23 protein-coding genes are annotated in these 24,696 nt (G+C 74.4%); 9 read left to right on the forward strand and 14 right to left on the reverse strand.

All coding sequences use genetic code 11. The features are described from left to right. The 3 genes from VF468_27800 to VF468_27810 all read right to left on the reverse strand — a co-directional run. Window positions 1–654: sigma-70 family RNA polymerase sigma factor (locus VF468_27800; GenBank protein ID HEX5882089.1), on the reverse strand; the 654-nt coding region annotated here is incomplete at its 3' end. Window positions 655–728: 74 nt separating this feature from the next. Continuing rightward, window positions 729–896 (reverse strand): hypothetical protein, encoded by a 168-nt coding sequence (locus VF468_27805; GenBank protein HEX5882090.1) that lies wholly within the window; start codon window positions 894–896, stop codon window positions 729–731. A 96-nt stretch (window positions 897–992) separates the two neighbouring features. Continuing rightward, on the reverse strand, window positions 993–2,597 hold the full coding sequence (locus tag VF468_27810) for a methylmalonyl-CoA mutase family protein (GenBank protein HEX5882091.1): 1,605 nt from the start codon (window positions 2,595–2,597) through the stop codon (window positions 993–995). A gap of 119 nt (window positions 2,598–2,716) precedes the next feature. On the opposite strand from VF468_27810, the gene VF468_27815 reads away from it, so the two are divergent. Beyond that, on the forward strand, window positions 2,717–3,229 hold the full coding sequence (locus VF468_27815) for a heme-binding domain-containing protein (protein HEX5882092.1): 513 nt from the start codon (window positions 2,717–2,719) through the stop codon (window positions 3,227–3,229). On the opposite strand, the gene VF468_27820 is transcribed toward VF468_27815, so the two are convergent. From VF468_27820 to VF468_27830, 3 genes are read right to left on the reverse strand one after another with little or no spacing between them, the layout of a single operon-like run. Then, entirely contained in the window at window positions 3,226–4,995 is a 1,770-nt protein-coding gene (locus tag VF468_27820; protein ID HEX5882093.1) for a serine/threonine-protein kinase, read from the reverse strand. The two genes, VF468_27815 and VF468_27820, sit on opposite strands and share 4 nt — an antisense overlap. Before the next feature lie 44 nt (window positions 4,996–5,039). Next, window positions 5,040–6,941: a protein kinase gene (locus tag VF468_27825; protein HEX5882094.1), complete on the reverse strand. Its 1,902-nt coding sequence runs from the start codon at window positions 6,939–6,941 to the stop codon at window positions 5,040–5,042. A 39-nt stretch (window positions 6,942–6,980) separates the two neighbouring features. Next, window positions 6,981–8,708 (reverse strand): serine/threonine-protein kinase, encoded by a 1,728-nt coding sequence (locus VF468_27830; protein ID HEX5882095.1) that lies wholly within the window; start codon window positions 8,706–8,708, stop codon window positions 6,981–6,983. 132 nt (window positions 8,709–8,840) lie between these two features. Between VF468_27830 and sdhC the strand changes: the two genes are divergently transcribed. From sdhC to sdhA, 3 genes are read left to right on the forward strand one after another with little or no spacing between them, the layout of a single operon-like run. After that, complete coding sequence (sdhC, locus tag VF468_27835; GenBank protein HEX5882096.1) at window positions 8,841–9,215, forward strand: succinate dehydrogenase, cytochrome b556 subunit; 375 nt, start codon at window positions 8,841–8,843, stop codon at window positions 9,213–9,215. A 2-nt stretch (window positions 9,216–9,217) separates the two neighbouring features. Then, window positions 9,218–9,643 (forward strand): succinate dehydrogenase hydrophobic membrane anchor subunit, encoded by a 426-nt coding sequence (locus tag VF468_27840; GenBank protein HEX5882097.1) that lies wholly within the window; start codon window positions 9,218–9,220, stop codon window positions 9,641–9,643. Between the two features lie 8 nt (window positions 9,644–9,651). Continuing rightward, on the forward strand, window positions 9,652–11,391 hold the full coding sequence (sdhA, locus tag VF468_27845) for a succinate dehydrogenase flavoprotein subunit (GenBank protein ID HEX5882098.1): 1,740 nt from the start codon (window positions 9,652–9,654) through the stop codon (window positions 11,389–11,391). Here sdhA and VF468_27850 read toward each other — a convergent pair. Next, a complete protein-coding gene (locus VF468_27850) occupies window positions 11,388–11,861 on the reverse strand; it encodes a DUF4188 domain-containing protein (GenBank protein HEX5882099.1) in 474 nt (157 codons plus the stop codon). The genes sdhA and VF468_27850 overlap by 4 nt on opposite strands. A gap of 171 nt (window positions 11,862–12,032) precedes the next feature. Here VF468_27850 and VF468_27855 point away from each other — a divergent pair, with 171 nt between their 5' ends. Further along, complete coding sequence (locus tag VF468_27855; GenBank protein HEX5882100.1) at window positions 12,033–12,731, forward strand: succinate dehydrogenase iron-sulfur subunit; 699 nt, start codon at window positions 12,033–12,035, stop codon at window positions 12,729–12,731. 271 nt (window positions 12,732–13,002) lie between these two features. Here VF468_27855 and VF468_27860 read toward each other — a convergent pair whose 3' ends face one another. From VF468_27860 to trpS, 6 genes are all read right to left on the reverse strand, one after another. Beyond that, on the reverse strand, window positions 13,003–13,911 hold the full coding sequence (locus tag VF468_27860; GenBank protein ID HEX5882101.1) for an ABC transporter ATP-binding protein: 909 nt from the start codon (window positions 13,909–13,911) through the stop codon (window positions 13,003–13,005). Beyond that, complete coding sequence (locus VF468_27865; protein HEX5882102.1) at window positions 13,908–14,738, reverse strand: ABC transporter ATP-binding protein; 831 nt, start codon at window positions 14,736–14,738, stop codon at window positions 13,908–13,910. The genes VF468_27860 and VF468_27865 overlap by 4 nt, the downstream gene beginning before the upstream one ends. Further along, window positions 14,735–15,814, reverse strand: a complete 1,080-nt coding sequence (locus VF468_27870) for an ABC transporter permease (GenBank protein HEX5882103.1) — start codon at window positions 15,812–15,814, stop codon at window positions 14,735–14,737. Before VF468_27870 ends, VF468_27865 begins: the two co-directional genes overlap by 4 nt. A gap of 381 nt (window positions 15,815–16,195) precedes the next feature. Beyond that, window positions 16,196–16,666 (reverse strand): phage holin family protein, encoded by a 471-nt coding sequence (locus tag VF468_27875; protein HEX5882104.1) that lies wholly within the window; start codon window positions 16,664–16,666, stop codon window positions 16,196–16,198. Window positions 16,667–16,764: 98 nt separating this feature from the next. Beyond that, on the reverse strand, window positions 16,765–17,730 hold the full coding sequence (locus VF468_27880) for a 2'-5' RNA ligase family protein (protein ID HEX5882105.1): 966 nt from the start codon (window positions 17,728–17,730) through the stop codon (window positions 16,765–16,767). Window positions 17,731–17,743: 13 nt separating this feature from the next. Next, complete coding sequence (gene trpS, locus VF468_27885; protein ID HEX5882106.1) at window positions 17,744–18,742, reverse strand: tryptophan--tRNA ligase; 999 nt, start codon at window positions 18,740–18,742, stop codon at window positions 17,744–17,746. A gap of 230 nt (window positions 18,743–18,972) precedes the next feature. Between trpS and VF468_27890 the strand changes: the two genes are divergently transcribed. Genes VF468_27890 through cobA form a run of 4 tightly spaced genes read left to right on the forward strand, consistent with a single transcriptional unit; the run spans window position 18,973 to window position 22,850 of the window. After that, on the forward strand, window positions 18,973–19,818 hold the full coding sequence (locus VF468_27890; protein ID HEX5882107.1) for a phosphoadenylyl-sulfate reductase: 846 nt from the start codon (window positions 18,973–18,975) through the stop codon (window positions 19,816–19,818). Beyond that, window positions 19,808–21,433, forward strand: a complete 1,626-nt coding sequence (locus VF468_27895; protein HEX5882108.1) for a nitrite/sulfite reductase — start codon at window positions 19,808–19,810, stop codon at window positions 21,431–21,433. Before VF468_27890 ends, VF468_27895 begins: the two co-directional genes overlap by 11 nt. Next, window positions 21,433–22,083: a bifunctional precorrin-2 dehydrogenase/sirohydrochlorin ferrochelatase gene (locus VF468_27900; GenBank protein HEX5882109.1), complete on the forward strand. Its 651-nt coding sequence runs from the start codon at window positions 21,433–21,435 to the stop codon at window positions 22,081–22,083. Before VF468_27895 ends, VF468_27900 begins: the two co-directional genes overlap by 1 nt. Next, complete coding sequence (cobA, locus tag VF468_27905; protein HEX5882110.1) at window positions 22,077–22,850, forward strand: uroporphyrinogen-III C-methyltransferase; 774 nt, start codon at window positions 22,077–22,079, stop codon at window positions 22,848–22,850. The genes VF468_27900 and cobA overlap by 7 nt, the downstream gene beginning before the upstream one ends. Before the next feature lie 151 nt (window positions 22,851–23,001). Here the strand turns inward: cobA and acnA are convergent. Beyond that, window positions 23,002–24,696, reverse strand: a 1,695-nt coding sequence (gene acnA / locus VF468_27910) for an aconitate hydratase AcnA (GenBank protein HEX5882111.1), incomplete at its 5' end; no start/stop codon positions are given.

Raw genomic sequence — 24,696 nt, forward strand, 5'->3', positions numbered from 1 at the left:
AAGCTCGGCGTGGCCAGGACCCCGAAGCCGCCCTCGGAGCCGCCGGCGGTGTCGTCCTTGCCGAGGTCCAGGGCGCCCAGCGAGTACCAGCGCTAGGTCGAGCCAGCGTCGGTGGTCCGGTAGACGGCCGGCCGGACCAGCGACCCGGTCTCCCGCGTCTTGGCGCTGGCCACCACCCAGCCGGTCCGCTGATCGAGGAAGAAGGCGCCCGCGCCCCCTGGCCAGCCGGCTCTTCAGCGTCCCCACCGGGAGCCGTAGCTGGCGCCCGATCTCCTCCACCGGCAGCTCGACCACGTCGAACAGCACCAGCACCTCACGCTGGCGGAGCGGCAGGCGGCGCAGGGCCGCCACCATGTCGACAACCTCGGCGCTGGCCGCGGGCACCGGCTCGGCCCGCTGGGCCAGCCGCTCGACCACACGGCGCCGGTAGCCGGCCCGCCGCAGCCCGCTGAGGGCGTAGTTCAGCGCCACCCGGCGCACCCAGGCGTCAGGGGCGTGGTAGCCGCGCACCCGGGACCAGTGCAGCGACGCCCGCGCGAACGCCTCCTGGACGACGTCCTCGGCCTCGTGCACGTCGCCCACCACCGGCACCATCTGCCCGACCAGCCGGGCGTAGTTGGCGCGGTAGAAGGCCTCGAAGTCGGCTCCCGCCACGGGTTCCCCTCATCGACCGGGGATGCGCATGCTCCATATGACACCCGTGGCGGGAGCGCCAGGTTCCCTCCGGGTCAGCTCACCCGTCTGAGGGCGGCCACCAGGGGGATGAAGACCCAGCAGGCGAGGCCGAGGCCGATCAGGTTGATGCGGCCGGCCCAGGGGGCGCGGACGCTGAAGGCCGCCAGCAGGAAGCAGACGAAGGCGGCCAGGTACAGGATGAACTCGAGCGCGTCGGGCATGGCGCGACTCCTTCCAGGACGCGGAACCAGAACAAGCACTACCTAACCCCGGCGAAATGCGGACCAACCTCCGCAAAACGACTGAGCTTGGGCGCCTCAGAAGGTGTCGGGGGGGCGGTAGGTGCCGAACTCGGCGCGGAGGGCGTCGCAGACCTCGCCGACGGTGGCCAGGTGGCGGAGGGCCTCGCGCATGGGGGGGAGGAGGTTGTCGCGGCCGCGGGCGGCGTCCCGGAGGTCGGCCAGGGCGGCCTGGACGGCGTCGGCGTCGCGGGTGGCGCGGATCTCGACCAGGGACTTGGCCTGGGCGTCGGCGATCGCCGGGTCGAGCTGCATGGTGGTGACCGGCTCCTCCTCGCCGCCGGCGTAGCGGTTGACGCCGACGACCACCTTGTCCCCGCGCTCGACGGCCCGGAGCTGGTCGTAGGCCGAGCGCTCGATCTCCCCCTTCTGGAAGCCGCGCTCGATCGCGGCCACGGCGCCGCCCAGCTCCTCGACCCTGGCCATGAGCTGGCGGGCCGCCGCCTCGACCTCGTCGGTCAGGCGCTCCACGAAGTACGACCCGGCCAGCGGGTCGACGGTGTCGGTGACCCCGGTCTCGTTGGCCAGCACCTGCTGGGTCCGCAGGGCCAGGCGGGCCGCGGCCTCGCTGGGCAGGGCGAGCGCCTCGTCGTAGGCGTTGGTGTGGAGCGACTGGGTGCCGCCGAGCACGGCCGCCAGGCCCTGCACGGCCACCCGGACGACGTTGTTGAGCGGCTGCTGGGCGGTGAGCTGGACCCCGGCCGTCTGGGTGTGGAAGCGCAGCATCCGCGACCTGGCCTCCTCTGCCCCGAACCGGGTGGCCATGGTGTCGGCCCAGATGCGGCGGGCGGCCCGGAACTTGGCCGCCTCCTCGAACAGGGTCGTGCGGGCCACGAAGAAGAAGGCCAGCCGGGGCGCGAACGCGTCAACGGCCAGCCCGGCGTCGACGGCCGCCTGCACGTAGGCGATGGCGTTGGAGAGGGTGAAGGCGATCTCCTGGACGGCGGTCGCCCCCGCCTCGGCCATGTGGTAGCCGGAGATGGAGATGGTGTTGAAGCGGGGCAGGTGCTCGGCGCACCAGGCGAACAGGTCGGTGGTGATGCGCAGCGACGGCGCCGGCGGGTAGATGTAGGTACCGCGGGCGATGTACTCCTTGAGCACGTCGTTCTGGACCGTGCCGGCCAGTGCGGCCGGGTCGACCCCCTGCTCCTCGCCGACCAGCTCGTAGAGGAGGAGCAGCACGGCCGCCGGGGCGTTGATGGTCATCGACGTCGAGACCTGGTCGAGGGGGATGCCCTCGAACAGCCGGCGCATGTCGGCCAGGGAGTCGATGGCCACCCCGACCTTGCCGACCTCGCCCGCGGCCATGGGGTGGTCGGAGTCGTAGCCCATCTGGGTGGGCAGGTCGAAGGCGACGCTCAGGCCGGTCTGGCCGTGGTCGAGCAGGTAGCGGAAGCGGGCGTTGGTCTCGGCGGCCGACCCGAAGCCGGCGTACTGGCGCATCGTCCAGGGCCGGCCCCGGTACATGGTCGGGTAGATGCCGCGGGTGAACGGGTCGCGCCCCGGCTCGCCGAGGGCGGTCGCCGGGTCGAAGCCGGCGAGGTCGGCGGGCCCGTAGGACACCTGGACGGGGATGCCCGAATCGGTGGATCGCTGGTCGCCGTCCACTGGCGCTTCCCCCATGCCGCTCACGCTCCTGTGCACCCGCCTCGGCGCCTACCCTCCCGCGGGGTGGCCCTCAGCCTACCCGCTGGTGGTGCCGACGGTAACGGACGGGCGTCGGTGGCGATCAAGGGAGTGGGATGCGGACACGACGGCGCAGGATCCTGGTCCGGGCGGGGCTCGGGCTGTTCGCCGTGGCCGTACTCGTGCAGCTGGTGCCCTACGGGCGCGACCACACCAACCCTCCCGTGACCCAGGACGCGCCCTGGCCGGCCGGGCGGGCCCGGGAGCTGGCCACGGCGGCCTGCTACGACTGCCACAGCAACCAGACCCGCTGGCCGCCGGAGAGCTTCGTCGCGCCGTTCTCGTGGCTGCTGGCCCGCGACGTCGAGCAGGGCCGGGCGGCGCTCAACTTCTCCACCTGGGACGAGGACGACGGCGAGGCCGACGACGCCGCCGACGCGGTCGCCGACGCCGAGATGCCGCCCCGCCGCTACGTGCTCGCCCATCCCGACGCGGCCCTGAGCGAGGCCGAGCGCCAGGTTCTGATCGGGGCCCTGGAGGCGATGGACCGTTCCCGCGGCGGCGGCGACCGCCGCGGCCCGGGCGGGGGCGGCGGCGGGGAGGACCGCAGCGGGCCCGGCGGCGGTTAGCCGCGGGGGCGGAAGCCGACCAGGAAGGACTGGAGCTCGTCCCGGGAGCCGGCCCAGCGGCTGGCCGGCGCCTGGAACAGGATGGCGTGGCGGCGGCCGGCGGCGACGAAGGTGATGTCGTAGCCGCGCATCAGCCGGCCCTCGTCGAGGAAGGTGAACTCCCACTCGGCCGCCGGCACGCTCCGGAAGGTCGTCGCGGCCAGGCGCAGCCGGCGGTAGTCGTCGCCGGGATGCCTGGCGATGAACGACCGCTCCAGGCTCCGCTGGGCGGACAGGGGCGGCAGGCCGTCGCTGGTCGGCTGGACCCGGAAGAAGCGCTCCCCGCCCGGCTCGGTGAAGTCGATGAACGGTCCCCGGTCGCTCGGCGTCCAGGTGGGCGGGAACGACAGCCGGTAGGTGCCGTCCGGGTCCTGAAAGCTGCGCCAGGCCGCGGGCACGGCCGGCCGCCTGGTCGTGGCCGGCGGGCGCCGCTCGTCCGTGTCCCGGGTGAGGCCCTGCCAGATGACGGCACCGAACAGGACCACGGCCACGGCGACGAGGACCATCGGGACCCGGGCCCGGCGGCGGCGGGCGCCGGCGAGCACCGGCTCCCCCGGCATCGGCACGGGCGGCACCGGCGGTAGCCGCCGCCCCCGGCGCCGGCCCCGCGGGGCCCGGTCCCCCGGAGCCCGTCCTCCCGGGGCGCCGTCGCCCTCGCGCCGCCGGACCTGGCTGGGTACCGGCGGCGTGTCGCCTGCGGCGACGCGTCCGCGTTCGGCGCCGCCCGCGGGGGCCCCGGGGGCGGCCGTGGTCCCGGGGCGCACGTCGCCGGCGGGTCCGGCGCCGGGGGAGCCCGGGCCGCTGGTCACGCTCGGGCCGCCCCGGCCGGAGACCACGACGGTGGCTCCCGCCCAGGGGCCGGCGGGGCCGGGCGGGTCCCCCAGGGCCGGGTCGGCCGCGCGATCCCGGCCCGCGGCGACCCGGCGGAGCAGGGGCCGGAGCTGGGCCGGGGTCGCCCGGCCCGCCGGCTCCTTGACCAGCAGGCGGGCCAGGACCGGGGTCAGGGGGCCGAGGCGTTCGGGCTGGTGCGGCTGGCCGTTGACGATCGCGCTGAGGGTCTGGAACTCTCCCCCGCCGAAGGGGGGTTGGCCCTCGACCGCGAACCAGAGGGTGGCGCCCAGCGCCCACAGGTCGGTGGCCGGGCTGACCGCCTGCGCCTCGACCTGCTCGGGCGCCATGTAGGCGGGCGAGCCGACCACCAGCCCGGTCGCGGTCAGCCGGGGGTCGCCCTGGACCGAGGCGATGCCGAAGTCGGCCAGCTTGGTGGTGCCGTCCTCGCGGACCATCACGTTCCTCGGCTTGAGGTCGCGGTGGACGATCCCGGCCTTGTGGGCGGCCTCGAGCGCGTCCAGCAGGCTCAGCCCGAGCCGGGCGGCCCGCTGGGGAGGGAGCGGCCCCCGGGTGCGGACCAGCTCCTCAAGGGTCGGCGCCGCGACCAGCTCCATGACGATGAAGTCCTGGTCGCCGTCGTGGGCGATGTCGTAGACGGTGACCACGCCGGGGTGGCTGAGGCGGGCGGCCGCCCGGGCCTCCCGCGACACCCGGGCCCGCAGCCCCTCCCGTTCGGCCTCGTCGACCCCGCGGGGCAGGTCGACCTCCTTGAGGGCGACCTGGCGGGCGAGCAGCGTGTCGGTGGCCCGCCAGACCACGCCCATGCCGCCGTGGCCGAGCTCCTCGGTGAGCTCGTAACGGTTGGCGACGCGCCGGCCGCTTCCGTTGGTTGCCATCGACCGGAACGCTACCGGCTGCCGGGTCGGGTGGCCACGACCCCTCAGCCGAGCGGCTGGAAGGCCTGCTCGAACTGGCGGGCCAGGTCCTGGGAGGCGTCCCACTGCTCGGCCGGGACGATGAACTCGACGTTGTAGCCCCAGCTCCGGCCCTTGAGGTTGGTGTGGCTCACGTGGACCCGGCGGCCCTCCCTGACCGCCTCGTACTCGAACACCACCGCCCCCTCGCGGCCCGCGTAGGTCTGGTCCTCCTCGTAGCTGACCTCGCGGAAGTCCTCGAACAGCCCCGGGGCGGCCTCGCGGTAGTCCCGCGACGCCTGGGGCAGGGGGTTGGCCGGGTTGGTGGAGCGGACGGTGAAGACCCGCTGGGGGTCGTCCCGCTCCTCGACCACGGTGGCATTGAAGCTGTCCCTGACCCGCGCCCGGAACCCCGGGGGAACGCCGACACGGTTGTTGCCGCGCCGGTTCGTGAAGGCCGTCCACCCCTCGGGCAGACCGGCCGCCGCCGTGGTCGTCGGAGCCGCGGTGGTCGAGGGCGCCCCGGTGGTGGAGGCGGCCTCCCCGGTCGTCTCACTCCCCCGTGTCGTGGCCGCCCCCCCGGCGGTGGTCTCCGGCGCGGCGGCCGGGTCGCCGTCGTCGCCCGACAACAGGTTCGCCGCAACCAGCACCATCACCAGCCCAACCACCGCCAGCAGCCCGAGCACCGCAACCAGCCGCCCCCGCCCCCCACGCTCCACCACCGGCGCCGGCGGCAGCAACGGCCGCCCCGGTTCGCGCCCGGGCGGTCCGGTGGCCGCCGGTTCGGGCGTCGCCGGGCCGGGCTCGAACGCCGGCGCAGGCTCCGGCGCCGGCGTCCCGGCGGCCGGGAACCCGCCCTCGGGCTGCGCAGCCGGGAACCCGGCCTCCGGCTGCGAGGTCCCCCGGTGGGGGAGCGTAGCCGAGCCAGGAGCTGGGCGCTCCGGGCCGTCCACAGCCCCGGGCCCATCGCCCGCCCCAATCTCGGCCCCATCGTCCTGGCCCGCCTCGTCCCCGTCGCCCTCCCCCGCCGCGGCGGGGACGAACGCCGCGAGCGGGACCGTGCGGCCCGGGCCGTGGGTGGGGAGGACCTCGGTGGGTGGGGACGGGGCGGGAGTGGCCAGGCGGGCCAGCTCGGCCCGGAGCTCGGGGCCGGAGGGACGGGCGCCGGGGTCCTTGGACAGGAGGGCGGTGATGAGGGGGGTGAGCGGGCCGGCGCGGCGGAGGTCGCGGGGCGGCTCGTTCACGACGGCGGCCAGGGTGGCGATCGAGCTGCCGCGGTCGAACGGCGGGCCGCCCTCGACGGCATAGAACATCGTCGCCCCGAGGGCCCAGAAATCGGCCGGGGAGCCGCTCTCCTCGCCCTTGGCCTGCTCTGGGGCCATGTAGGCGGGCGAGCCGATGACCAGCCCGGTGGAGGTGAGCTGGGGGTCGCCCTGGAGCGAGGCGATGCCGAAGTCGGCCAGCTTGGCCGTGCCGTTGGCGGGGACCATGACGTTGCCGGGCTTGACGTCGCGGTGGACGATCCCGGCCTGGTGGGCCGCCTCGAGCGCGCCGGCGACCTGGGCGCCGATCTCGGCCACCCGCCGGACCGGCAGCGGCCCGTCGGTACGGACCAGGTCGGCCAGGGTCGGCGCGTTGACCAGCTCCATCACGATGAAGGTGCTGCCGCGGTCCTTGACCACGTCGTACAGCGTGACCACCCCCGGATGGTTGAGCCGGGCCGCCGCCCGCGCCTCCCGCATCACCCTCGCCTGGGCCGGGCCCCGCTCCTCCTCGGCCATGGTGGGCGGGAACACCACCTCCTTGACGGCCACCTCGCGACCCAGCACCGAGTCCTGGGCACGCCAGACGACGCCCATCCCTCCCCGTCCCAGGGGATCCTTGAGCGCGTAGCGGTTGGCGACCAGCCGGTCGGCGGCGGGAGACATACCGGACCACCCTACCCGCCGACCGCCAGTGCCAAGCGATCAGGTGGGCGGCGGCACGAACGACGCCTTGAACGCCTCGAACAGGGCCCAGCCGGCGCCCCAGTCGCGGTCGCGGGTGTGGATCGCCATGGCGACGTGGTGCCTCGGGGAGCGGACGCCCAGCTCCAGAGCGTGCCAGGTCTCGCCGTCCTGGTAGGTGAACTCCAGCAGGGCGGCGGGCAGGCCCTTGAACTGGGCCGGCTCCAGACGGGCCTGCTGGTAGCCGCCGCGCTCGCCGGCATGGGCGGCACCGGCCTGCTGCTCGAGGGTCACCGGGTCGGCCTGGGGATCCTGGACCCGGTCGATGCGCAGGAACGCCCCGGTGCTCTGGTCGCGCAGCTCGGTGCGGGGGCCGCCGTCGCTGACGAGCTGCCAGCCGGGAGGGACGGCGACCTGGTAGCCGGTGGCCGGGTCGGTGTGGACGGACCAGCCGGGCGGGACCAGGGGCGCCTGGGTGGTCGGGGTGGTGATGGGCGGGGTCGACGTGGTCGTCGGCGGGAGGGTCGGCGGCGGGACCGTCGCGGCCGTCGATGCCACCGCCTGGGAGCGCAGGCCGAGCGGGTCGCCGGTCACGGCCACGGCGACCGCGAACGACACGAGCGCGAGCAGCACCGACCCACCCGCGATCAGCAGCACCCGCCGCACCAGCGGGTCCATCGCCGCCCCGGCCCGCGAGTGGCGGGCCGGGCGGGACAGGGGGCTGTGGACACCCGCCTGCCCCCAACCGCCCCACGAGCTACGCTCCCCCTCCGGGGGACCTGGCACCGGACCGGGCGGGTGGCGCACGCCCGGATCCGCGGGAGCCGGGGCGCCGGGGTGCGCCGGGGACGGGGCGCCCCGACGGGCCGGGGGCGGGGCGCCCCGACGGGCCGGGGGCTTCGCGCCCGGGAACTCGACGAGGGTGGACGCGCTCGGGCTCCCCGCGAGAGGTTGGAGGAGTTGGCGGGTCTCGGCGATGCCCGGGCGACCGCCGGCGGGCTTGGTCAGGAGGGCGGTGAGGGTGGGGGCGAGCGGCCCGGCGTGAACGAACTGCCGGGGCCGGTCGGTGAGGATGGCGGCCGTGGTGGCGTCGCTGCCGTCGGCTGCGAACGGGGGCTCACCCTCAACTGCAAGGAACAGGATCGCCCCCAGGGCCCAGAGGTCGGCTGGGGGGCCGGCGGGGTCGCCCCGGACCTGTTCGGGGGCGAGGAAGGCGGTGGTGCCCCGGTCGGCTCCCGGGGTGCCGCGGAGAGTGCCGAGGCCGACGCCGGCCAGGCGGGCGCCGCCGTCGGCGGTGACCAGGACACAGGCGGGGCGCAGGTCGAGGTGGACCAGGCCGGCGGCGTGGGCCGCCTCCAGGGCGTCGAGGAGCTCCAGACCGAGCCGGGCCACCCGGCGGACCGGGAGGGGGCCGTGGCGGGCGATCAGCTCGTCGAGGGTGCGGGCGTCGACCAGCTCGCTGGCCACGTAGACGACGCCGTCCTCGACGACCACGTCGTCGAGCCGGACCAGGCCGGGATGGTCGAGCGCGGCCGCGGCCCGGGCCTCGTCGGCGACCCGCTGCCAGCGGGCCGCCTGGCCGGCCTCCTCCGGGTCCGGGCGGGCCGGGAGGCGGAGCTCCTCGACCGCCAGCGGCCGGCCGCCGGACACCTCGGTGGCCCGCCAGATCACGCCGGAGGGGCCGCGGCGCAGCGCGGTGTGCAGCGTCCAGCGGCCGGCGACGAGCCGCTCGGCGGCGTCGGGTGACATCGTGGATGGCCAACGATACGACCAAACCCCACACCGCCCAAAACCGCCGCTGAGCAGGCGGTTTGGTGCCACGACAGGTCGATTGGCCGGTGGTAGAGTCGGAGGGGACCCGGACCGGAAAGGTGACGAGGGATGCAGCGCCTGGGGACGCTCTACCGAGGCCGCGAGGGGATGTGGACCTGGGTCCTGCACCGGGTGTCGGGCGTGGCCATCCTCTTCTACCTGTTCGCCCACGTCGTCGACCAGGCCCTGCTGAACGTCTCCCCCGAGGCCTATGACCGGGTGATCGACACCTACCGCAACCCGTTCGTTGGGCTGCTGGAGATCGGCCTGGCCGTGGTGGTGATCTTCCACGCCCTCAACGGCCTGCGGATCATCCTGTTCGACTTCTGGTCCCAGGGGGTGGCCCGCCAGCGCCAGATGCTCTGGGTCCAGACGGCGCTGTTCCTGATCCTGGCCATCCCGCCGGTGATCGCCATCGGGGCCCACGTGGTCGAGGAGCTCTGAGCATGGCCGCCGACCTCACCCCGGCCCCGCTCCCCCGCTCCACCTCGGCCGACCGCCGCCAGCCCAAGCCCACCCGCGGCAACTTCGAGCTGTACGCCTGGGTGTTCATGCGCATCTCCGGGGTGCTGCTGGTCCTGCTCGTGCTGGGCCACTTCGGGATCATGCACGTGGTCGACGGCGGCCTGGACCGGATCAACTTCGCCTTCGTGTCCGGCCGCTGGGCCAACCCGTTCTGGCGGGTCTACGACTTCGCCATGCTCACCCTGGCCCTGGCCCACGGCGGCAACGGCCTGCGGGTGATCATCGACGACTACGCCCGCAGCGGCACCCGGCGCCTGCTCTACCAGAGCGTCAACGCCACCGTGATCGGCCTGACCTGGGCGCTCGGCACCCTCACGATCTTCGCCTTCACCCCCCAGCCCTCCTAGGAGCCCCCATGACCCAGCAGCACACCTTCGACGTGGTGATCGTCGGGGCCGGGGGGGCCGGCCTGCGGGCGGCGCTGGAGAGCTCGCGGCGGGGCCGGACGGCGGTGATCACCAAGCTGTACCCGACCCGCTCCCACACCGGCGCCGCCCAGGGCGGCATGTGCGCCGCCCTGGCCAACGTCGAAGAGGACAACTGGGAGTGGCACACCTTCGACACCATCAAGGGCGGCGACTACCTGGTCGACCAGGACGCGGCCGAGGTCATGTGCCGGGAGGCGATCGAGGCCGTCTACGACCTCGAGCACATGGGCATGCCGTTCAACCGCACCCCGGACGGCAAGATCGACCAGCGGCGCTTCGGCGGCCACACCCACCACCACGGCGCCGGGGCGGTGCGCCGCTCCTGCTTCGCCGCCGACCGCACCGGCCACATGATCCTCCAGACCCTGTTCCAGCAGAACGTCAAGCAGGGCACCACCTTCTTCGACGAGTACTACGTCCTCGACCTGCTGCTCGACCCCGGCGACGGCCGGGCCGCCGGGGTGGTCGCCTATGAGCTGGCCACCGGCGAGCTGCACGTGTTCCGGGCCAAGGCGGTGGTCTTCTGCACCGGCGGCTTCGGCAAGATGTTCAAGATCACCTCCAACGCCCACGCCCTCACCGGCGACGGCCCCGGGGTCTGCTACCGGCGCGGCGTGCCCATGGAGGACATGGAGTTCTTCCAGTTCCACCCCACCGGCCTGTACCGGCTCGGGGTGCTGCTGAGCGAGGCCGCCCGGGGCGAGGGCGGCATCCTGCGCAACGCCGACGGCGAGGCGTTCATGGAGCGCTATGCCCCCACCATCAAGGACCTGGCCCCCCGCGACATGGTCAGCCGGGCCATCTACACCGAGATCCGCGAGGGCCGCGGCGCCGGCCCCGAGGGCGACTACGTCTACCTGGACGTGAGCCACCTCGACCCCAAGGTGATCGACGCCAAGCTGCCCGACATCACCGAGTTCGCCCGCACTTACCTGGGCGTCGAGCCCAAGAAGGAGGGCGTGCCGATCCAGCCCACGGCCCACTACGCCATGGGCGGCATCCCCACCAACGTCAACGCCGAGGTGGTGGGCGACGCCGCCAACACGGTCATCCCGGGGCTGTTCGCGGCCGGCGAGTGCGCCTGTGTGTCGGTGCACGGCGCCAACCGGCTGGGCACCAACTCGCTGCTCGACATCGTCGTGTTCGGCAAGCGGGCCGGGGTCAACGCCGGCGAGTACGCCGCCGGGGCCGGCCACGCCGACCTGGGCGAGGACCCGGCCGGGGCCGTGGCCCGCATGCTGGGCGACCTGGCCGCCCACCCCCAGGGCGAGCGGGCCGCCGCCATCCGGGCCGATCTCCAGGCCGGCATGGACGACAAGGCCGGCGTCTACCGCACCGAGACCCTCCTCAAGGAGATGGAGGTCGAGCTGGCCTCGCTGCGCGAGCGCTACGCCCGGGTCTGGGTCCAGGACACCTCCCGGCGCTACAACACCGACCTGCTGGAGGCGGTCGAGCTCGGCTTCCTGCTCGACCTGGCCGAGGCCCTGGTCGTCTCGGCCCGGGCCCGCACCGAGAGCCGCGGCGGCCACTTCCGCGAGGACCACCCGGCCCGCGACGACAAGAACTGGCTCAGGCACACCATGGCCCTGCGCACTGACGGCGGGGTCAAGCTCGACTACAAGCCGGTCACCATGACCCGGTACGAGCCCATGGAGCGCAGGTACTAGCGGCCGACCCGCGCGGCCGCCGACTCCCAACGCCGGCCGACGGTCACGTGGCCGGCGGCCGCGGCCAGCCCGATGCGGGGCATGTCGCCGTAGATGGCCTCGTACCGGCCGGCCGGGACCAGGTAGGTCTCGTGCCAGATGCCGACGTCGCCGGAGGCCTTCACGGCCCGGTTGAACCACCGCCAGGCCGGGAGATGGAGGCTGGCCGGGTCACGGGCGAAGCGCTCCAGGTGCTCGAAGCTGCGCCAGTACTGCACCACCGCGGGGCCGCCGAACATCAGGCCCACGCCGGCCCCGAGTAGCCCGCGCTCCGGGTCGCGCTGGAGCTCGCGCAGCATCCGCGGCATCGCCGTGTACACCGGCAGCCAGCGGTGGAGCCTCCAGGGCCGGTTGAGCCGCATACCGATGAGGAAGACCACGAAGTCGCCCTCGATCTCGGCCGAGTACCTGCCCGGATGGATCGTTGCCATGCCGTCGCCTCCTCCTGGTCGACGTCCCGTGCCGGGGTGCGGGAGCGACGCTAGGAGGCGGTCGTGTGCCGATCGTGTGGGCATCGTTTCTCCGGGGTGCGGCCGCCCCCGGGCGCTCGGTAGGGTGGAGGCCCAGGCGCGCCGGGCGCCACGACCGACGGAGCGGGACGCATGCAGGTGACCTTGCGGGTGCGCCGGTTCAACCCCGAGACCGACAGCGAGTCGCGGATCGAGACCTACGACGTCCCGGCCGAGCCGATGGACCGGGTGCTGGATCTCCTCCACTGGGTGAAGTGGAACGTTGACGGGTCGCTGACCTTCCGCCGCTCCTGCGCCCACGGGATCTGCGGGTCGGACGCCATGCTCATCAACGGGACCAACCGGCTGGCCTGCAAGGTGCTGGTCCGCGAGGTCGGCGACCAGATCACCGTGGAGCCGCTGCGCGGCCTGCCCGTGAGCAAGGACCTGCTGGTCGACATGGAGCCGTTCTTCGCCTCCTACCGCGAGGTCCTGCCCTACCTGGTCAACGACGACCCGGCCCCCGACACCGAGCGGCGCCAGTCCCAGGCCGACCGGGAGCGCTTCGACGACACCACCAAGTGCATCCTGTGCGCCGCCTGCACCACCTCCTGCCCGGTGTTCTGGGCCGACGAGGAGTACTTCGGCCCGGCGGCGATCGTCAACGCCCACCGCTTCATCTTCGACTCCCGCGACCAGGGCGCCGCCCAGCGCCTCACGGTGCTGAACGACAAGGAGGGCGTCTGGCGCTGCCGGACCACCTTCAACTGCACCGACGCCTGCCCCCGGGGCATCAAGGTCACCCAGGCCATCCAGGAAGTGAAGCGCGCCCTGCTGTTCCGCAAGGTCTGATCTGGCGGCCGCCAGGCCGCGGCTCGCGCCTCTATGGTGACGACACCCTCACCGCAAGGAGGCGATCGCCATGGCGGTCGAGCAGGCACAGGTCGACCAGGCCAAGGTCGACCGGGCTCGGCGGCCGGCCGCGCCGCCTGGGCGACGAGCGGGAACGGGCCCGCAGGGCGGTCACGGCCCGGGTCCGGGACGCCCACGGCCGCATCGAGCAGGCCCATCCCGGCCTCGGCCGCCACCTGCGCGAGACCATCTCCACGGGGACGTCGTGCGCCTACGCCCCGGCGGCGCCGGTCGACTGGGAGCTGTGAGACCGGTCGCCGGCCAGGGCCACGAACGTCTCCTCGAAGCTGGCCCGGACGGCCGCGACCTCGGCCGGGACGCCGGCGTCGCCGAGCAGCCGGTGGACGGCGGCCGGGTCGACGCCGGGGACGCGCAGGGTGCGGCCGACCAGGCTGACCGGGAGGCCGGCGCTGTCGAGGGTGGTGAAGGCCGCCTCCCAGCTCGGGGTCCGGACCTCGGCGGCGGTGGTGTCGCCGACGATCTCGGCCAGGGAGCCGGCGGCGGCCATGCGGCCGGCGGCGAGCACGACCAGGCGGTCGCACTGCTCGGCCTCGGCCAGATGGTGGGTGGTGACGAGCACGCCCGCGCCCCGCTCGGCGCTGGTCCGGATGGTCTCCCACAGCCGGGCCCGCTGGAGCGGATCCACCCCGGAGGTCGGCTCGTCCAGCACCAGCAGGTCGGGGTCGTGGCCGAGGGCGATGGCGAACGCCGCCCGCCGCCGCAGGCCCAGCGGCAGGTCGCGGACCAGGGTGTCGCCGGCCTGGGCCAGGTCGCCCTCGAGGACGGCCCGGCGGCTGCCGTAGGCGGCGGCCGAGAAGGCCAGGTTCTCGGCCACGGTGAGGTCCTCGTAGAGGCCGAGGGACTGGGGCACGTAGCCGAGCCGGGCCCGGGTGCGGCGCGACGGCGGCTCGCCGAACAGCCGGACGCGGCCGGCGGTCGGGGCCAGCAGGCCGAGCAGCATCCGGATCAGGGTCGTCTTGCCGGAGCCGTTGGCTCCGATCAACCCGACCACCTCGCCGCCGGCCACCGTCAGGTCGACGCCGTCGACGGCCAGCAGCTCCCCGAACCGCCGGGTCGCCCCGGCGGCGGCGGCCAGCTCGGCGGCGGCCGGCCGGGTCATGCCGCCCACCGCTGGTCCTCCCGGAGCTGGGCCACGATCACGGCGTCCTCCAGGTCGAGGGTGACCGGGCTGGTGGCGGGCGGGACCGAGCCATCGGGCGACCAGGCCCGCCAGCGTGCCCCCCGGCGCCAGGAGGGCAGGTCGCCGGGTCGCTCCGTTCCCTCCACGACCAGGCCGGGGGTGGCGGCGAGGATCTCCTCCGGGGTGCCGGACAGCAGGCTGCGGCCGCGGTCAAGGACCAGCACGGTCGCCGCCCGCTCGGCCTCGTCCAGGTAGGTGGTGGCCACGACCACGGCCGCGCCGCCGGCGGCCGAGGCGGCCAGCAGGCGCCACAGCTCGGCCCGGCTCACCGGGTCGACGCCGGTGGTCGGCTCGTCCAGGATCAGGAGGTCGGGCTCGTGGGCGACGGCCATGGCCAGGGCCAGCTTCTGGCGCATGCCGCCCGAGAGCTGCCCGGCCAGCCGGTCGCGGGCCTCGGCCAGGCCGGTCCGCTCCAGCAGCCCCCCGACCCGCCGCTCCAGCTCGCCGGGGTCGAGGCCGTAGGCGCCGCCGGAGAAGCGCAGGTTCTCGTCGACGGTGAGGTCGGTCCAGACGCCCGGGCCGGCCGAGACGTAGCCGAGGCGGCGCTCGGCCGGGCGGCGGACCGTGCCCGCGGCCGGCCGGACCGTCCCGGCCAGGGCCCGCAGCAGGCTGGTCTTGCCGGCGCCGTCGCCGCCGACCACGGCCGCGACCGTCCCCGGGGCCACCGCGAAGGTCACCTCCTCCAGGGCCACGGTGGGGCCGTAGCGGACCCCGAGGCGCCGGCAGCCCCAGGTCTGGCCGCTCACCGGGTACCTGCCCTGGTCGGGGCGGCCTCGTCCTGCACCGCCTCGGCCTCGTCGGCGCCGTGGCCGCGGCCGGACGGGGCCAGGTCGCGGCGGAAGCGGGCGATCGAGGCGCTGAACACGACCGCCCCCTGCACGGCCAGCATGGTCAGCGGGAGCAGCAGGGCCTCGAACGGGGCCCCCCTGACCATCACGCCCCTGGCCAGCTGGATGAACCAGGTGAGCGGCAGCAGGTAGCCGATCCAGCGGACCCCCGGGGCCATGGCCTGGAGCGGGAAGATCAGCCCGGACAGCAGGATCTGGGGGAGCATGGTCATGATGGCCAGCTGGATGGCCTGGCCCTGGGTCTCGGACACGGTCGAGATGAGCACGCCGATGCCCACGGTGACGAACAGGAACAGCAGGGCCCCGAGGGCGAAGACCAGCGGTGAGCCGGCGAAGGGGACGTCGAACAGCACCCCCACGGCCACGATCACCGCCAGGTCGACCACCGCCACCCCCAGGTACGGCAGGAGCTTGCCGCCGAGCACGTCGCGGGGCCGGAAGGGCATCACGGCCAGCTGCTCCAGGGTGCCGCTCTGGCGCTCGCGGACGACCCCGAGGGCGGTGGCGATCGTGCCCACGAACACCAGCACCACGCCCATCAGGCCGGGGACCATGATCGCCGAGGTCTCAAGGCCCGGGTTGAACAGCACCTCGGGGGCGGGCAGCCCGGGCCGCCCCCGCAGCTCGGTCACGACCGCCCTGGCCGAGAAGAGGTCGGCCCCGTCGACCAGCACGTCGGGCCGGCCGGCGTCGCCGGCCACCAGCGCCACCGCCGCCTCGGCGTCGCGCAGGGCCTCGACCGCGGCCTTGCGGCCCTCCCCGGGAGCGACCCGGACCACCTCCAGCCGTTCCGGCAGGGCGGCGGCCACCTGCTCGGCCCGGGGGCCGACGACCACCGTCCGCACCCGGTCGACGTCGAAGCTGGCGGCGTAGCCGAACACCACCAGCAGCAGCACCGGCATCAGGATCATCATGGCCAGCGTGCGCCGGTCCCGGCGCAGCTGGCGGAACTCCTTCATGGCCATGGCCCACATGCCGGCGGCACCTCCGTGACCCGGAATTCATCATCGGATGAAGTCTACGATGAATGAAATCCTCGGGCAAGACGCCGGCGGAGCCGGCGGAGCAAATCAGAAGGAACTCCAATAAAGAGGGCGCCGGCTCGCCGGCGCCCTGCGACCAGCGCGACGCGCTGGTCGCTCGGTCCTCGTCGGCTTCGTCCTCGCGCATGACCTTGGTCGGCGGAAGCTCGCCCGTGGCCCGCTCCCAGAGCTTGTCGACCAGCTTGCGGGTTGCCAGCACCGCGACCGCGGTGAGGACCGCGAACGCGACCCGCTTGATCAGCTTGCGGGCCTCCTCCGGCGCGCGCTCGGAGAGCTTGGCCACCTTGTCCTCCATCTGCTTGCGGGTCTCCTCTACCTCCCGGGCGGTTGCTGCTGAGGTTTCCCCCACGTGATCTCCTCCTTCAGCTCGTTGGCGGTCGTCTGGAGCTCGGCCTTGGCCTTCTCCGGAGCGACCTTGGAGGCGGCCAGGCGCTTCTTGCCAACCAGCGCGAGCACCGCGACCACGATCAGCAGCACCAGGGTCACGATCGCGAACCCGAGCCAGCGCGGGCCGCCGATCGCCTCACCGATGGTGTAGAGGAGGAAGCCGAAGGCGTACAGCCCGAGCACACCGGCCGCGACGAGCAGGGCGCTCGCCTTGGCGCTGGCGGTGAGCCCCTCCTGGAGCTCCTGCCGGGCGAGCAGGATCTCCTGCCGCACGAGCTTGGTCGCGTCGTCGGCGATGCCCTTCAGCAGCTCACCGGTGGATGGCTCCTCGGTGGGCGCCGGCCCGGCTGGCCGCGTGGTCGCCGGCGCGCCCGAAGGCGGGTCCTGGATTGCCAAGGCAGTCCCCCCTTACCGTCGTCTCGTTGGGGTCGTGGGACGGCGAGGCCTGCCGCCCCACGACGTTCCTACCCCGCCGCCGCAAGAGTTATCGCACATCACCGGGGGCGGTGCAGTCGATGGCCGGTCGCCAGCATGGCCGCCAGCCGGGCCACCGCCGCCCTGGTGGTCGGGGTCAGGGGGCGGTCGGCGGCCTCGTGCAGCGGCACCCAGTCGAGCTCGCTGTGCTCGGACGGCTCGCGGTTGCGCGGCTCGCCCTTCCAGGAGGTGACCACGAACCAGGCGTCGGCCCGGTCGCCGTCGTGGAAGCAGCCGAGAGCGGTCGGGTCGAGCGGCTCCACCCCGGCCTCCTCGGACGCCTCGCGGGCCAGGGCCTCCAGCAGCGACTCGCCCTCGTCAGGCTTGCCGCCGAGCCCGTCCCAGGCTCCCGGGTAGCGGCGGCCCTGGCCGCGGGTGCGGCGGCCGAGCAGGACCCGCGGCGGGTCCGGGTCGAGCAGGAGCATGGCCCCGCTGGCCGCCTCGGCGAACGGCACCTCGCGGACGGCGGTGGACGCGCCGACGGTCGCGGTGGCCAGCGGCCGCCACACCCTGTCGGGCGCCTCGCGCATGAGGGCGAGCTCGCGGACCGGGAAGGCCGCCCGGAAGCCGGCGAGCTCGGCCGCGGCCGCCTCGATCCGCTCCTCGGGCCGGTCCTGGAGCACGGTCACGTGCGGATGGAACGGGTGGGTGCGCCGGTCCAGCGGCGACTCCTGGAGGGCGACCTCCAGGTCGTGCAGGGCCGGCCCGCCCTCGCGCACGGCCAGGTAGGCGACCGGGGCGTCGGGCAGGAAGGTGGCGGCCCCGTCCAGCTCGACCGCGAACGGCACCGCCTCGGCGGCCGCCCGCTCGACCAGGGCGGCCGCCCGGGCCAGGTCGCGCTCGGCCACCGTCTGGGGCGGCACCAGGGTCAGGTGGGGCACGATCCGCCCGGCGGCCGGGTCGCCCAGCGCCCGGCGCCAGGCCTGCACGTGGATCCCGAGCGGTTCCGGCAGCCGCGCGATCACGCCGAGCCGCACCCTGGCCATGGTGAGCGCCCGGTCAGCCGCTCGACCGCGGCAGGAAACCCATGCGCTCCTTGGCCAGGGCCAGGTTCTCGCGGGCGATCGCCTGGGCCCTGGCCGCGCCCTGCTCGAGGATGGCCATCAGGCGGGCCGGGTCGCCGCGGAGCTCGCTGTAGCGCTCGCGGACCGGGGCCAGGAAGGCGATCAGGGCGTCGGCCAGGTCGCCCTTGAAGTCGCCGTAGCCCCGGCCGGCGTAGGCCTGCTCCAGCTCCCCCACCGCCTTGCCGGTGGCCACCGAGAACAGCTCCAGCAGGTTGGAGATCGCCGGCTTGTCCGGCCGGGCCAGCACCTCCCGGCCGGAGTCGGTCACGGCCGAGCGGACCTTGCGGCGGATGGCGTCGGGCGGGTCCAGCACCTCGATCCGCCCGGCCGGCGACGTGCTCGACTTCGACATCTTGGCCGTCGGCGCCTGGAGGTCCATGACCCGGCCGCCGACCTTGGGGATGTAGGCCTCGGGGACGACGAAGGTGTGGCCGAAGCGGGCGTTGAAGCGCTCGGCCACGTCGCGGGTCAGCTCCAGGTGCTGGCGCTGGTCCTCCCCCACCGGCACCCGGTCCGCCTGGTAGATGAGGATGTCGGCGGCCTGCAGGACCGGGTAGTTGAAGTAGCCGGCGGGCAGGGGGCCCTCCCCGCCGGCCTCGGCCTTGGCCTTGAACTGGGTCATGCGGCGCAGCTCGCCAACGGTCGCCAGGTGGTTGAACAGCCAGGCCAGCTCCGTGTGCTCGGGCACGTGCGACTGGACGAACACGGTGCAGACGTCGGGGTCGAGCCCGCTGGCGAGCAGGATGGCCGCCACCTCGAGCGTCCGGTCGGCCAGCTCCTCCGGGTCGTAGGCCAGGGTGATGGCGTGCAGGTCGACCACCGGGTAGAAGGCCTCGAAGTCGTGCTGCATCTCCACCCACTGGCGGAACGCCCCCACGTAGTTGCCGAGGTGGGTGTTGCCGGTGGGCTGGACGCCGGAGAGGATGCGCGGCACGGAGGGTTCCTTCGTATTGGGGTCTTGCGACGGTGTGGGTTGTACCTTACCGTGGCACGCCGTGACCGCCACGCTGCTGACCCGCAACCGCGCCCTCGACCACGGGTGGGTGGTGACCTGCGCGTGTCCGTGGGCTCGGCGGTCGTGCCGTGTGACGACATAGCTCGCGTGCTTTCCGACCGACCGGGCCTGGGACAGGAGAACCCGAGCGTGTCGAGAGGAGCTCGCCTGTGGCGGCGACCGCCACCACCTGGCCGCACGGCCTTGCCCCCCAGCCAGACGCACCCGACCTCGCCCGCCTGAACGGCCTGGCAGCCGACCGGCTGCTGGCCTGGGCCATCGAGACCTACGGGCGCCGCTTCGCCGTGGTCACCAGCTTCCAGGCCGAGGGCATGGTCGTGCTCGACCTGGCCCGCCAGATCGACCCCGGCGTGCGGGTCCTGACCCTGGACACCGGGCGCCTGCCCGAGGAGACCCACGAGGTCATCGAGGCGGCCCGGACCGGCCTCGGCCTGGAGGTCGAGGTGATCACTCCCGACCCGGCCGACGTCGCGGCCATGGTCGCGCGCCACGGCCCCAACCTGTTCCACAAGGACCCGGCCCTGCGCCGGCTCTGCTGCCACGTCCGCAAGGTCGCCCCCCTTGACCGGGCCCTGGCCGGGGTCGCGGCCTGGGCGACCGGCCTGCGCCGCGACGGCGGCCCGGCCCGGTCCGGGATCGGCAAGGCCGAGCTGGACGACGCCCACGGCGGCATCGTCAAGCTCAACCCGCTGGCCGACTGGACCCGCGAGCAGGTCTGGGCCTACATCCGCAGCCACCGCCTGCCGGTGAGCTCGCTCTACGCCCAGGGCTACACCTCGATCGGCTGCGCCCCCTGCACCCGCCCGACCCGTCCCGGCGAGGACGAGCGGGCCGGGCGCTGGTGGTGGGAGGCGGACGCCGACCGCGAGTGCGGCCTGCACACCCGGCTGGCCGGCGCCGCGGCGGCCACCCCCGGCGACCGCTTCGACGCCGCCCTCGGGCGGCTGCGCGCCGACGTCAACGCCCGCACCTGGGAGACCTCCAATGGCTGCTGAGGACCGACGCAACCGCAACGAGCAGATCAAGGAGGCGCTGGACCCGCTCGACCTGCGCCCCCGCATCGACCGCTACGCGCGCCAGGGCCTGGCCTCGATCGACCCCGACGACCTCAACATCCGGTTCCGCTGGTGGGGCCTGTACACCCAGCGCCCGGCCTCCGACGGCCATTTCATGCTGCGCATCCGCATCCCCGGGGGCGCGCTCTCGAGCGACCAGCTGGCCGCCATCGGCCGCCTCGCCCAGGTCCACGGGCGCAACCTGGCCGACGTCACCGACCGCCAGAACATCCAGCTCCACTGGATCGTGATCGAGGACGTGCCCACGATCCTCGACGAGCTGGACCGGATCGGCCTCAGCAGCCTCCAGGCCTGCGGGGACACCGTCCGCAACGTGCTCGGCTGCCCGGTGGCCGGGGTCGACGCCGGCGAGTGGTTCGACGCCACCCCGGACCTGCTGGCCGTCGAGGCCCGCATGGCCCGGACCAAGGAGTTCTCCAACCTGCCCCGCAAGTACAAGATGTCGGTCTCGGGCTGCCGCCACCGCTGCGCCCAGCCCGAGGTCAACGACCTGGCCCTGGTCGGCCACGTCCACCCCGACGGCCGCGAGGGCTTCGACCTGCTGGTCGGCGGGGGTTTGTCGTCCAGCCCCCGGTTCGCCGACCGCCTTGGCGTGTTCGTGCCCCGGGCCGAGGCGCCCGAGGTGGTGGCCGCCGCCACCGCCGCCTACCGCGACCACGGCAACCGCGACAAGCGGACCCGGGCCCGGATCAAGTTCCTGCTCGCCGCCTGGGGGCCGGAGCGCTTCCGCGAGGTGGTGGAGCGCGACTACCTGGGCCGCAAGCTGGAGGACGGGCCGCCGGCGCCGCCGGCGCCCGACGCCCACCGCGACCACGTCGGCGTCCACCGCCAGCGCGACGGCCGCAGCTACGTCGGGGTGGCGCCGCTGGTCGGCCGGACCGACGGCGACACCCTGGTCGAGGTGGCCGCCCTCGCCCGGGAGCTGGGCGGCGGACGGGTCCGGCTCACCACCCAGCAGAAGCTGGCCGTGCTGGACGTGCCCGACGAGCGGGTCGACGAGGCGGTGGCCCGCCTCGACAAGCTGGCCCTGCCCGCCTTCCCCAGCCAGTTCCACCGGGGGGCGATGGCCTGCACCGGCCTGACCTTCTGCAAGCTGGCCCTGGTGCCGACCAAGGAATGGGCCACAGTTCTGGTCCGGGAGCTGGAGGAGGCGTTCCCGGACTTCGACGCCAAGGTCCGGCTCAACGTCAACGGCTGCCCCAACAGCTGCGCCCGCTACCAGCTGTCCGACATCGGCCTGGCCGGCGGCGAGTCCGCCGGCCAGGGCAACTACCAGCTCCACCTGGGCGGCGACCTGGGCGAGGGCCTGGCCTTCGGCCACCGGGTCCGCGAGCGGGTCCCGGCCACCACCACCGGCGCCGTGGTCACGGGCCTGGTCGCCGGCTACCTGGCCGGCCGCGAGACCGGCGAGTCGCTCCAGTCCTGGCTGCGCCGCCAGCCACCCGAGACCCTGGCCGCCATCTCGAAGCCGGAGGGGTCCGGGGAACCCCGGAGGGGTGCCGCGGTGGGTCGGGCCCCGGTGGAGAGCTCGTGATGGCGTTCGCGTACCCGGTGCTGCTGGAGCTGGCCGGCCGGCGGGTGGTGGTGGTCGGCGAGTTCGCCGTGGAGGCCGGCAAGGCCGAGGGCCTGCTGGTCGCCGGGGCCGAGGTCACGGTGATCGCCAAGGGCCCGGAGGCGGCCCTTGACCGGCTGGCGGCCGACCCCCGGGTGACGGTGCACCGGCGCGGCTACCGCGGGCCCGCCGACCTCGACGGGGCGGTGCTGTGCGTCGCCCACGCCGCCGAGGCCGGGGTGCGCGACACCATCGCCGCCGACGCCCGCGCCGCCGGGGTCCTGGTCAACGTCATGGACGACGTCCCCAACTGCGACTTCGCCGCCCCGGCGATCGTCCGCCGGGGCGACCTGGTCATCGCCGTCGGCACCGGCGGCCGCGCCCCCGCCCTGGCCGGCCGCGTCCGCGCCGAGCTGGGCGAGCGGTTCGGCCCGGACTGGACCGAGCTGGTGGAGGTGGTCGGCCGGGTCCGCGCCGCCACCCTGCCCCACCTGCCCGACTTCGAGGACCGTTCCCGCCGCTGGAAGGCCGCCCTCGACCTGGACGAGCTGGAACGGCTGATCGCCGCCGGCCAGGCCGAGGAGGCCGCCACCCGCCTGCGCGACCGCCTGCTGGAAGGGCTGGGATGGTGACCGGGGTCGTGTACCTGGTCGGGGCCGGGCCGGGCGACCCGCGGCTGCTGACCCTGCGGGGGGCGGAGGTGCTGCAGCGGGCCGACGTGGTCGTCTACGACCGGCTGGCCCCGGCGGCCCTGCTCGACCTGGCCCCCCGGGGGGCCGAACGGGTCGACGCCGGCAAGGCCCGGGGCCGGGTCGCCCTCTCCCAGGAGGAGATCAACCGGCTGCTGGTCGACCGGGGCCGGCGCGGGCTGACCGTGGTCCGGCTCAAGGGCGGCGACCCGTTCGTGTTCGGCCGCGGCGGCGAGGAGGCGCTCGCCCTGGCCGAGGCCGGGGTGCCGTTCGAGGTCGTCCCCGGGGTCAGCGCCGCCGTGGCCGCCCCCGCCTACGCCGGCATCCCCGTCACCCACCGGGGCCTGGCGGCCAGCTACGCCGTGATCAGCGCCACCCTGGCCGGCGGCGCCCCGGCCGACCTGGCCGGCACGGCGGCCGCCGCCGACACCCTGGTGCTGCTCATGGCCGCCGAGCGCCTGGCCGAGGTCTGCACCCAGCTGATCGCCGCCGGCCGCCCCGCCGGCGAGCCGGCCGCCGTGATCGCCTCGGCCAGCACCGGCGCCCAGCAGGTCGTCACCGGCACCCTGGCCGAGCTGGCCGCCGGCGGGATCGAGGTCGACCCCCCGGCCACCCTCGTCACCGGCCCCCCGGTCGCCCTCGCCGGGTCGCTCGCCTGGTATGCCCCCGGCGAGCCCGCCAGCCCCCTCCCGGCGGCGACCCGGACCTAGCCGGTCACGCCGGACCCCCAACGCCCTGGCCGGGCCGGCCGGAGCCCCCACCCCGGCCGTTGGGGCCCCGACCGGGAGGGTAGCCGACCCGGGGATGCGGTGGGCTCGGCTGTCCACAGCCCCGGGTTCAATCCCCGGGTTCAACCCGGGCTCAGCCGCGGAGCTGGCGCAGGACGTACTGGAGGATGCCGCCGTGGCGGTAGTACTCGACCTCGTTCGGGGTGTCGATCCGGACCCGGCAGCTCAGCTCCTTGTCGTCGGCGCGGACGGTGACCTCGCGGGGGAAGCCGTCGGCGCCGGCGCCCTCCAGGCCGGTGATGTCGAAGGTCTCGTGGCCGCTGAGGCCGAGGGACTCGACCGTCTCGCCGGCCGGCAGCTCCAGGGGCAGGATGCCCATGCCGACCAGGTTGGCCCGGTGGATCCGCTCGTAGCTCTCGGCCAGGACCGCCCGCACCCCGAGCAGCATCGGGCCCTTGGCCGCCCAGTCGCGGCTGGAGCCCGACCCGTACTCCTTGCCGGCCAGGACGACCAGCGGCACCCCGTCGGCCTGGTAGCGCATGGCCGCGTCGTAGATGCTCATCTCCTCGCCGTCGGGCAGGTGCAGGGTGACCCCGCCCTCGGTGCCGGGGGCGAGCCGGTTGCGCAGCCGGATGTTGGCGAAGGTGCCGCGGATCATCACCTCGTGGTTGCCCCGCCGCGACCCGTAGGAGTTGAAGTCGCGCGGCTCCACGCCCTGCTCGGTCAGGTAACTGCCGGCCGGGCTGTCGCGCTTGATGACCCCGGCGGGCGAGATGTGGTCGGTGGTGACGCTGTCGCCGAGCACGGCCAGGACCCGGGCGCCGCGGATGTCGGTCAGCGGCTCGGGGGTGGCCGGCATGCCGTCGAAGTAGGGCGGCCGCCGCACGTAGGTCGAGGCGTCGTCCCAGGCGAAGCTCTCCCCCGTCGGCACGTCCAGGATGTTCCAGCGCTCGTCGCCCTCGAACACCTGGCCGTAGCTCTTGCGGAACATGTCCGACTGGACGGCCCGGCCGATCAGCTCGGCCACCTCGGCGCTGGACGGCCACAGGTCGCGCAGGTACACGGGGTTGCCGTCGGGGTCCTGGCCGAGGGGGTCGTCGAGCAGGTCGACGTCCATCGTCCCGGCCAGGGCGTAGGCGACCACCAGCGGCGGCGAGGCCAGGTAGTTCATCTTCACGTCCGGATTGATCCGGCCTTCAAAGTTGCGGTTTCCGGAGAGGACAGCGGACACGGCCAGGTCATTGTCGGCGATGGCCTGGGAGATCTCCTCTTCCAGCGGCCCCGAGTTGCCGATGCAGGTGGTGCAGCCGTAGCCCACCAGATAGAAGCCCAGCTTCTCCAAGTACGGGGTCAGGCCGGATTTGTCGTAGTAGTCGGTGACCACCTTGGAGCCCGGCGCCACCGAGGTTTTGACCCAGGGCTTGGAGGCCAGCCCCTTCTGCACCGCATTCCGTGCCAGCACCGCGGCGGCAAGCATGACGGAGGGATTCGATGTGTTGGTGCAGGAGGTGATGGACGCGATGGTCACGGCACCGTGGTCCAGTTCGAACCGGCGGCCGTCCGGCATCGACACCTCCACCGGATTGTGCGCGCAGCCCGAATCCGGGTCGGTCCGGGTCACGGTCATATGCGGGGCGTTTTTGACCTTGCTGCCGGCCTCCGTGTACGTGGGCGGATCCGAGGCCGGGAAGGATTCCTCCACGGCCTCGTCCACGGTGGCGCCTTCGGCTTCCACGCTCTTGTGGACATAGTTTTCCAGGTCCCGGTGGAACTGGGCCTTGGCGTTGGTCAGCGACACCCGGTCCTGCGGCCTCTTGGGGCCCGCGAT

It is taken from the genome of Actinomycetota bacterium, assembly GCA_036280995.1.
Taxonomy (GTDB): domain Bacteria; phylum Actinomycetota; class CALGFH01; order CALGFH01; family CALGFH01; genus CALGFH01.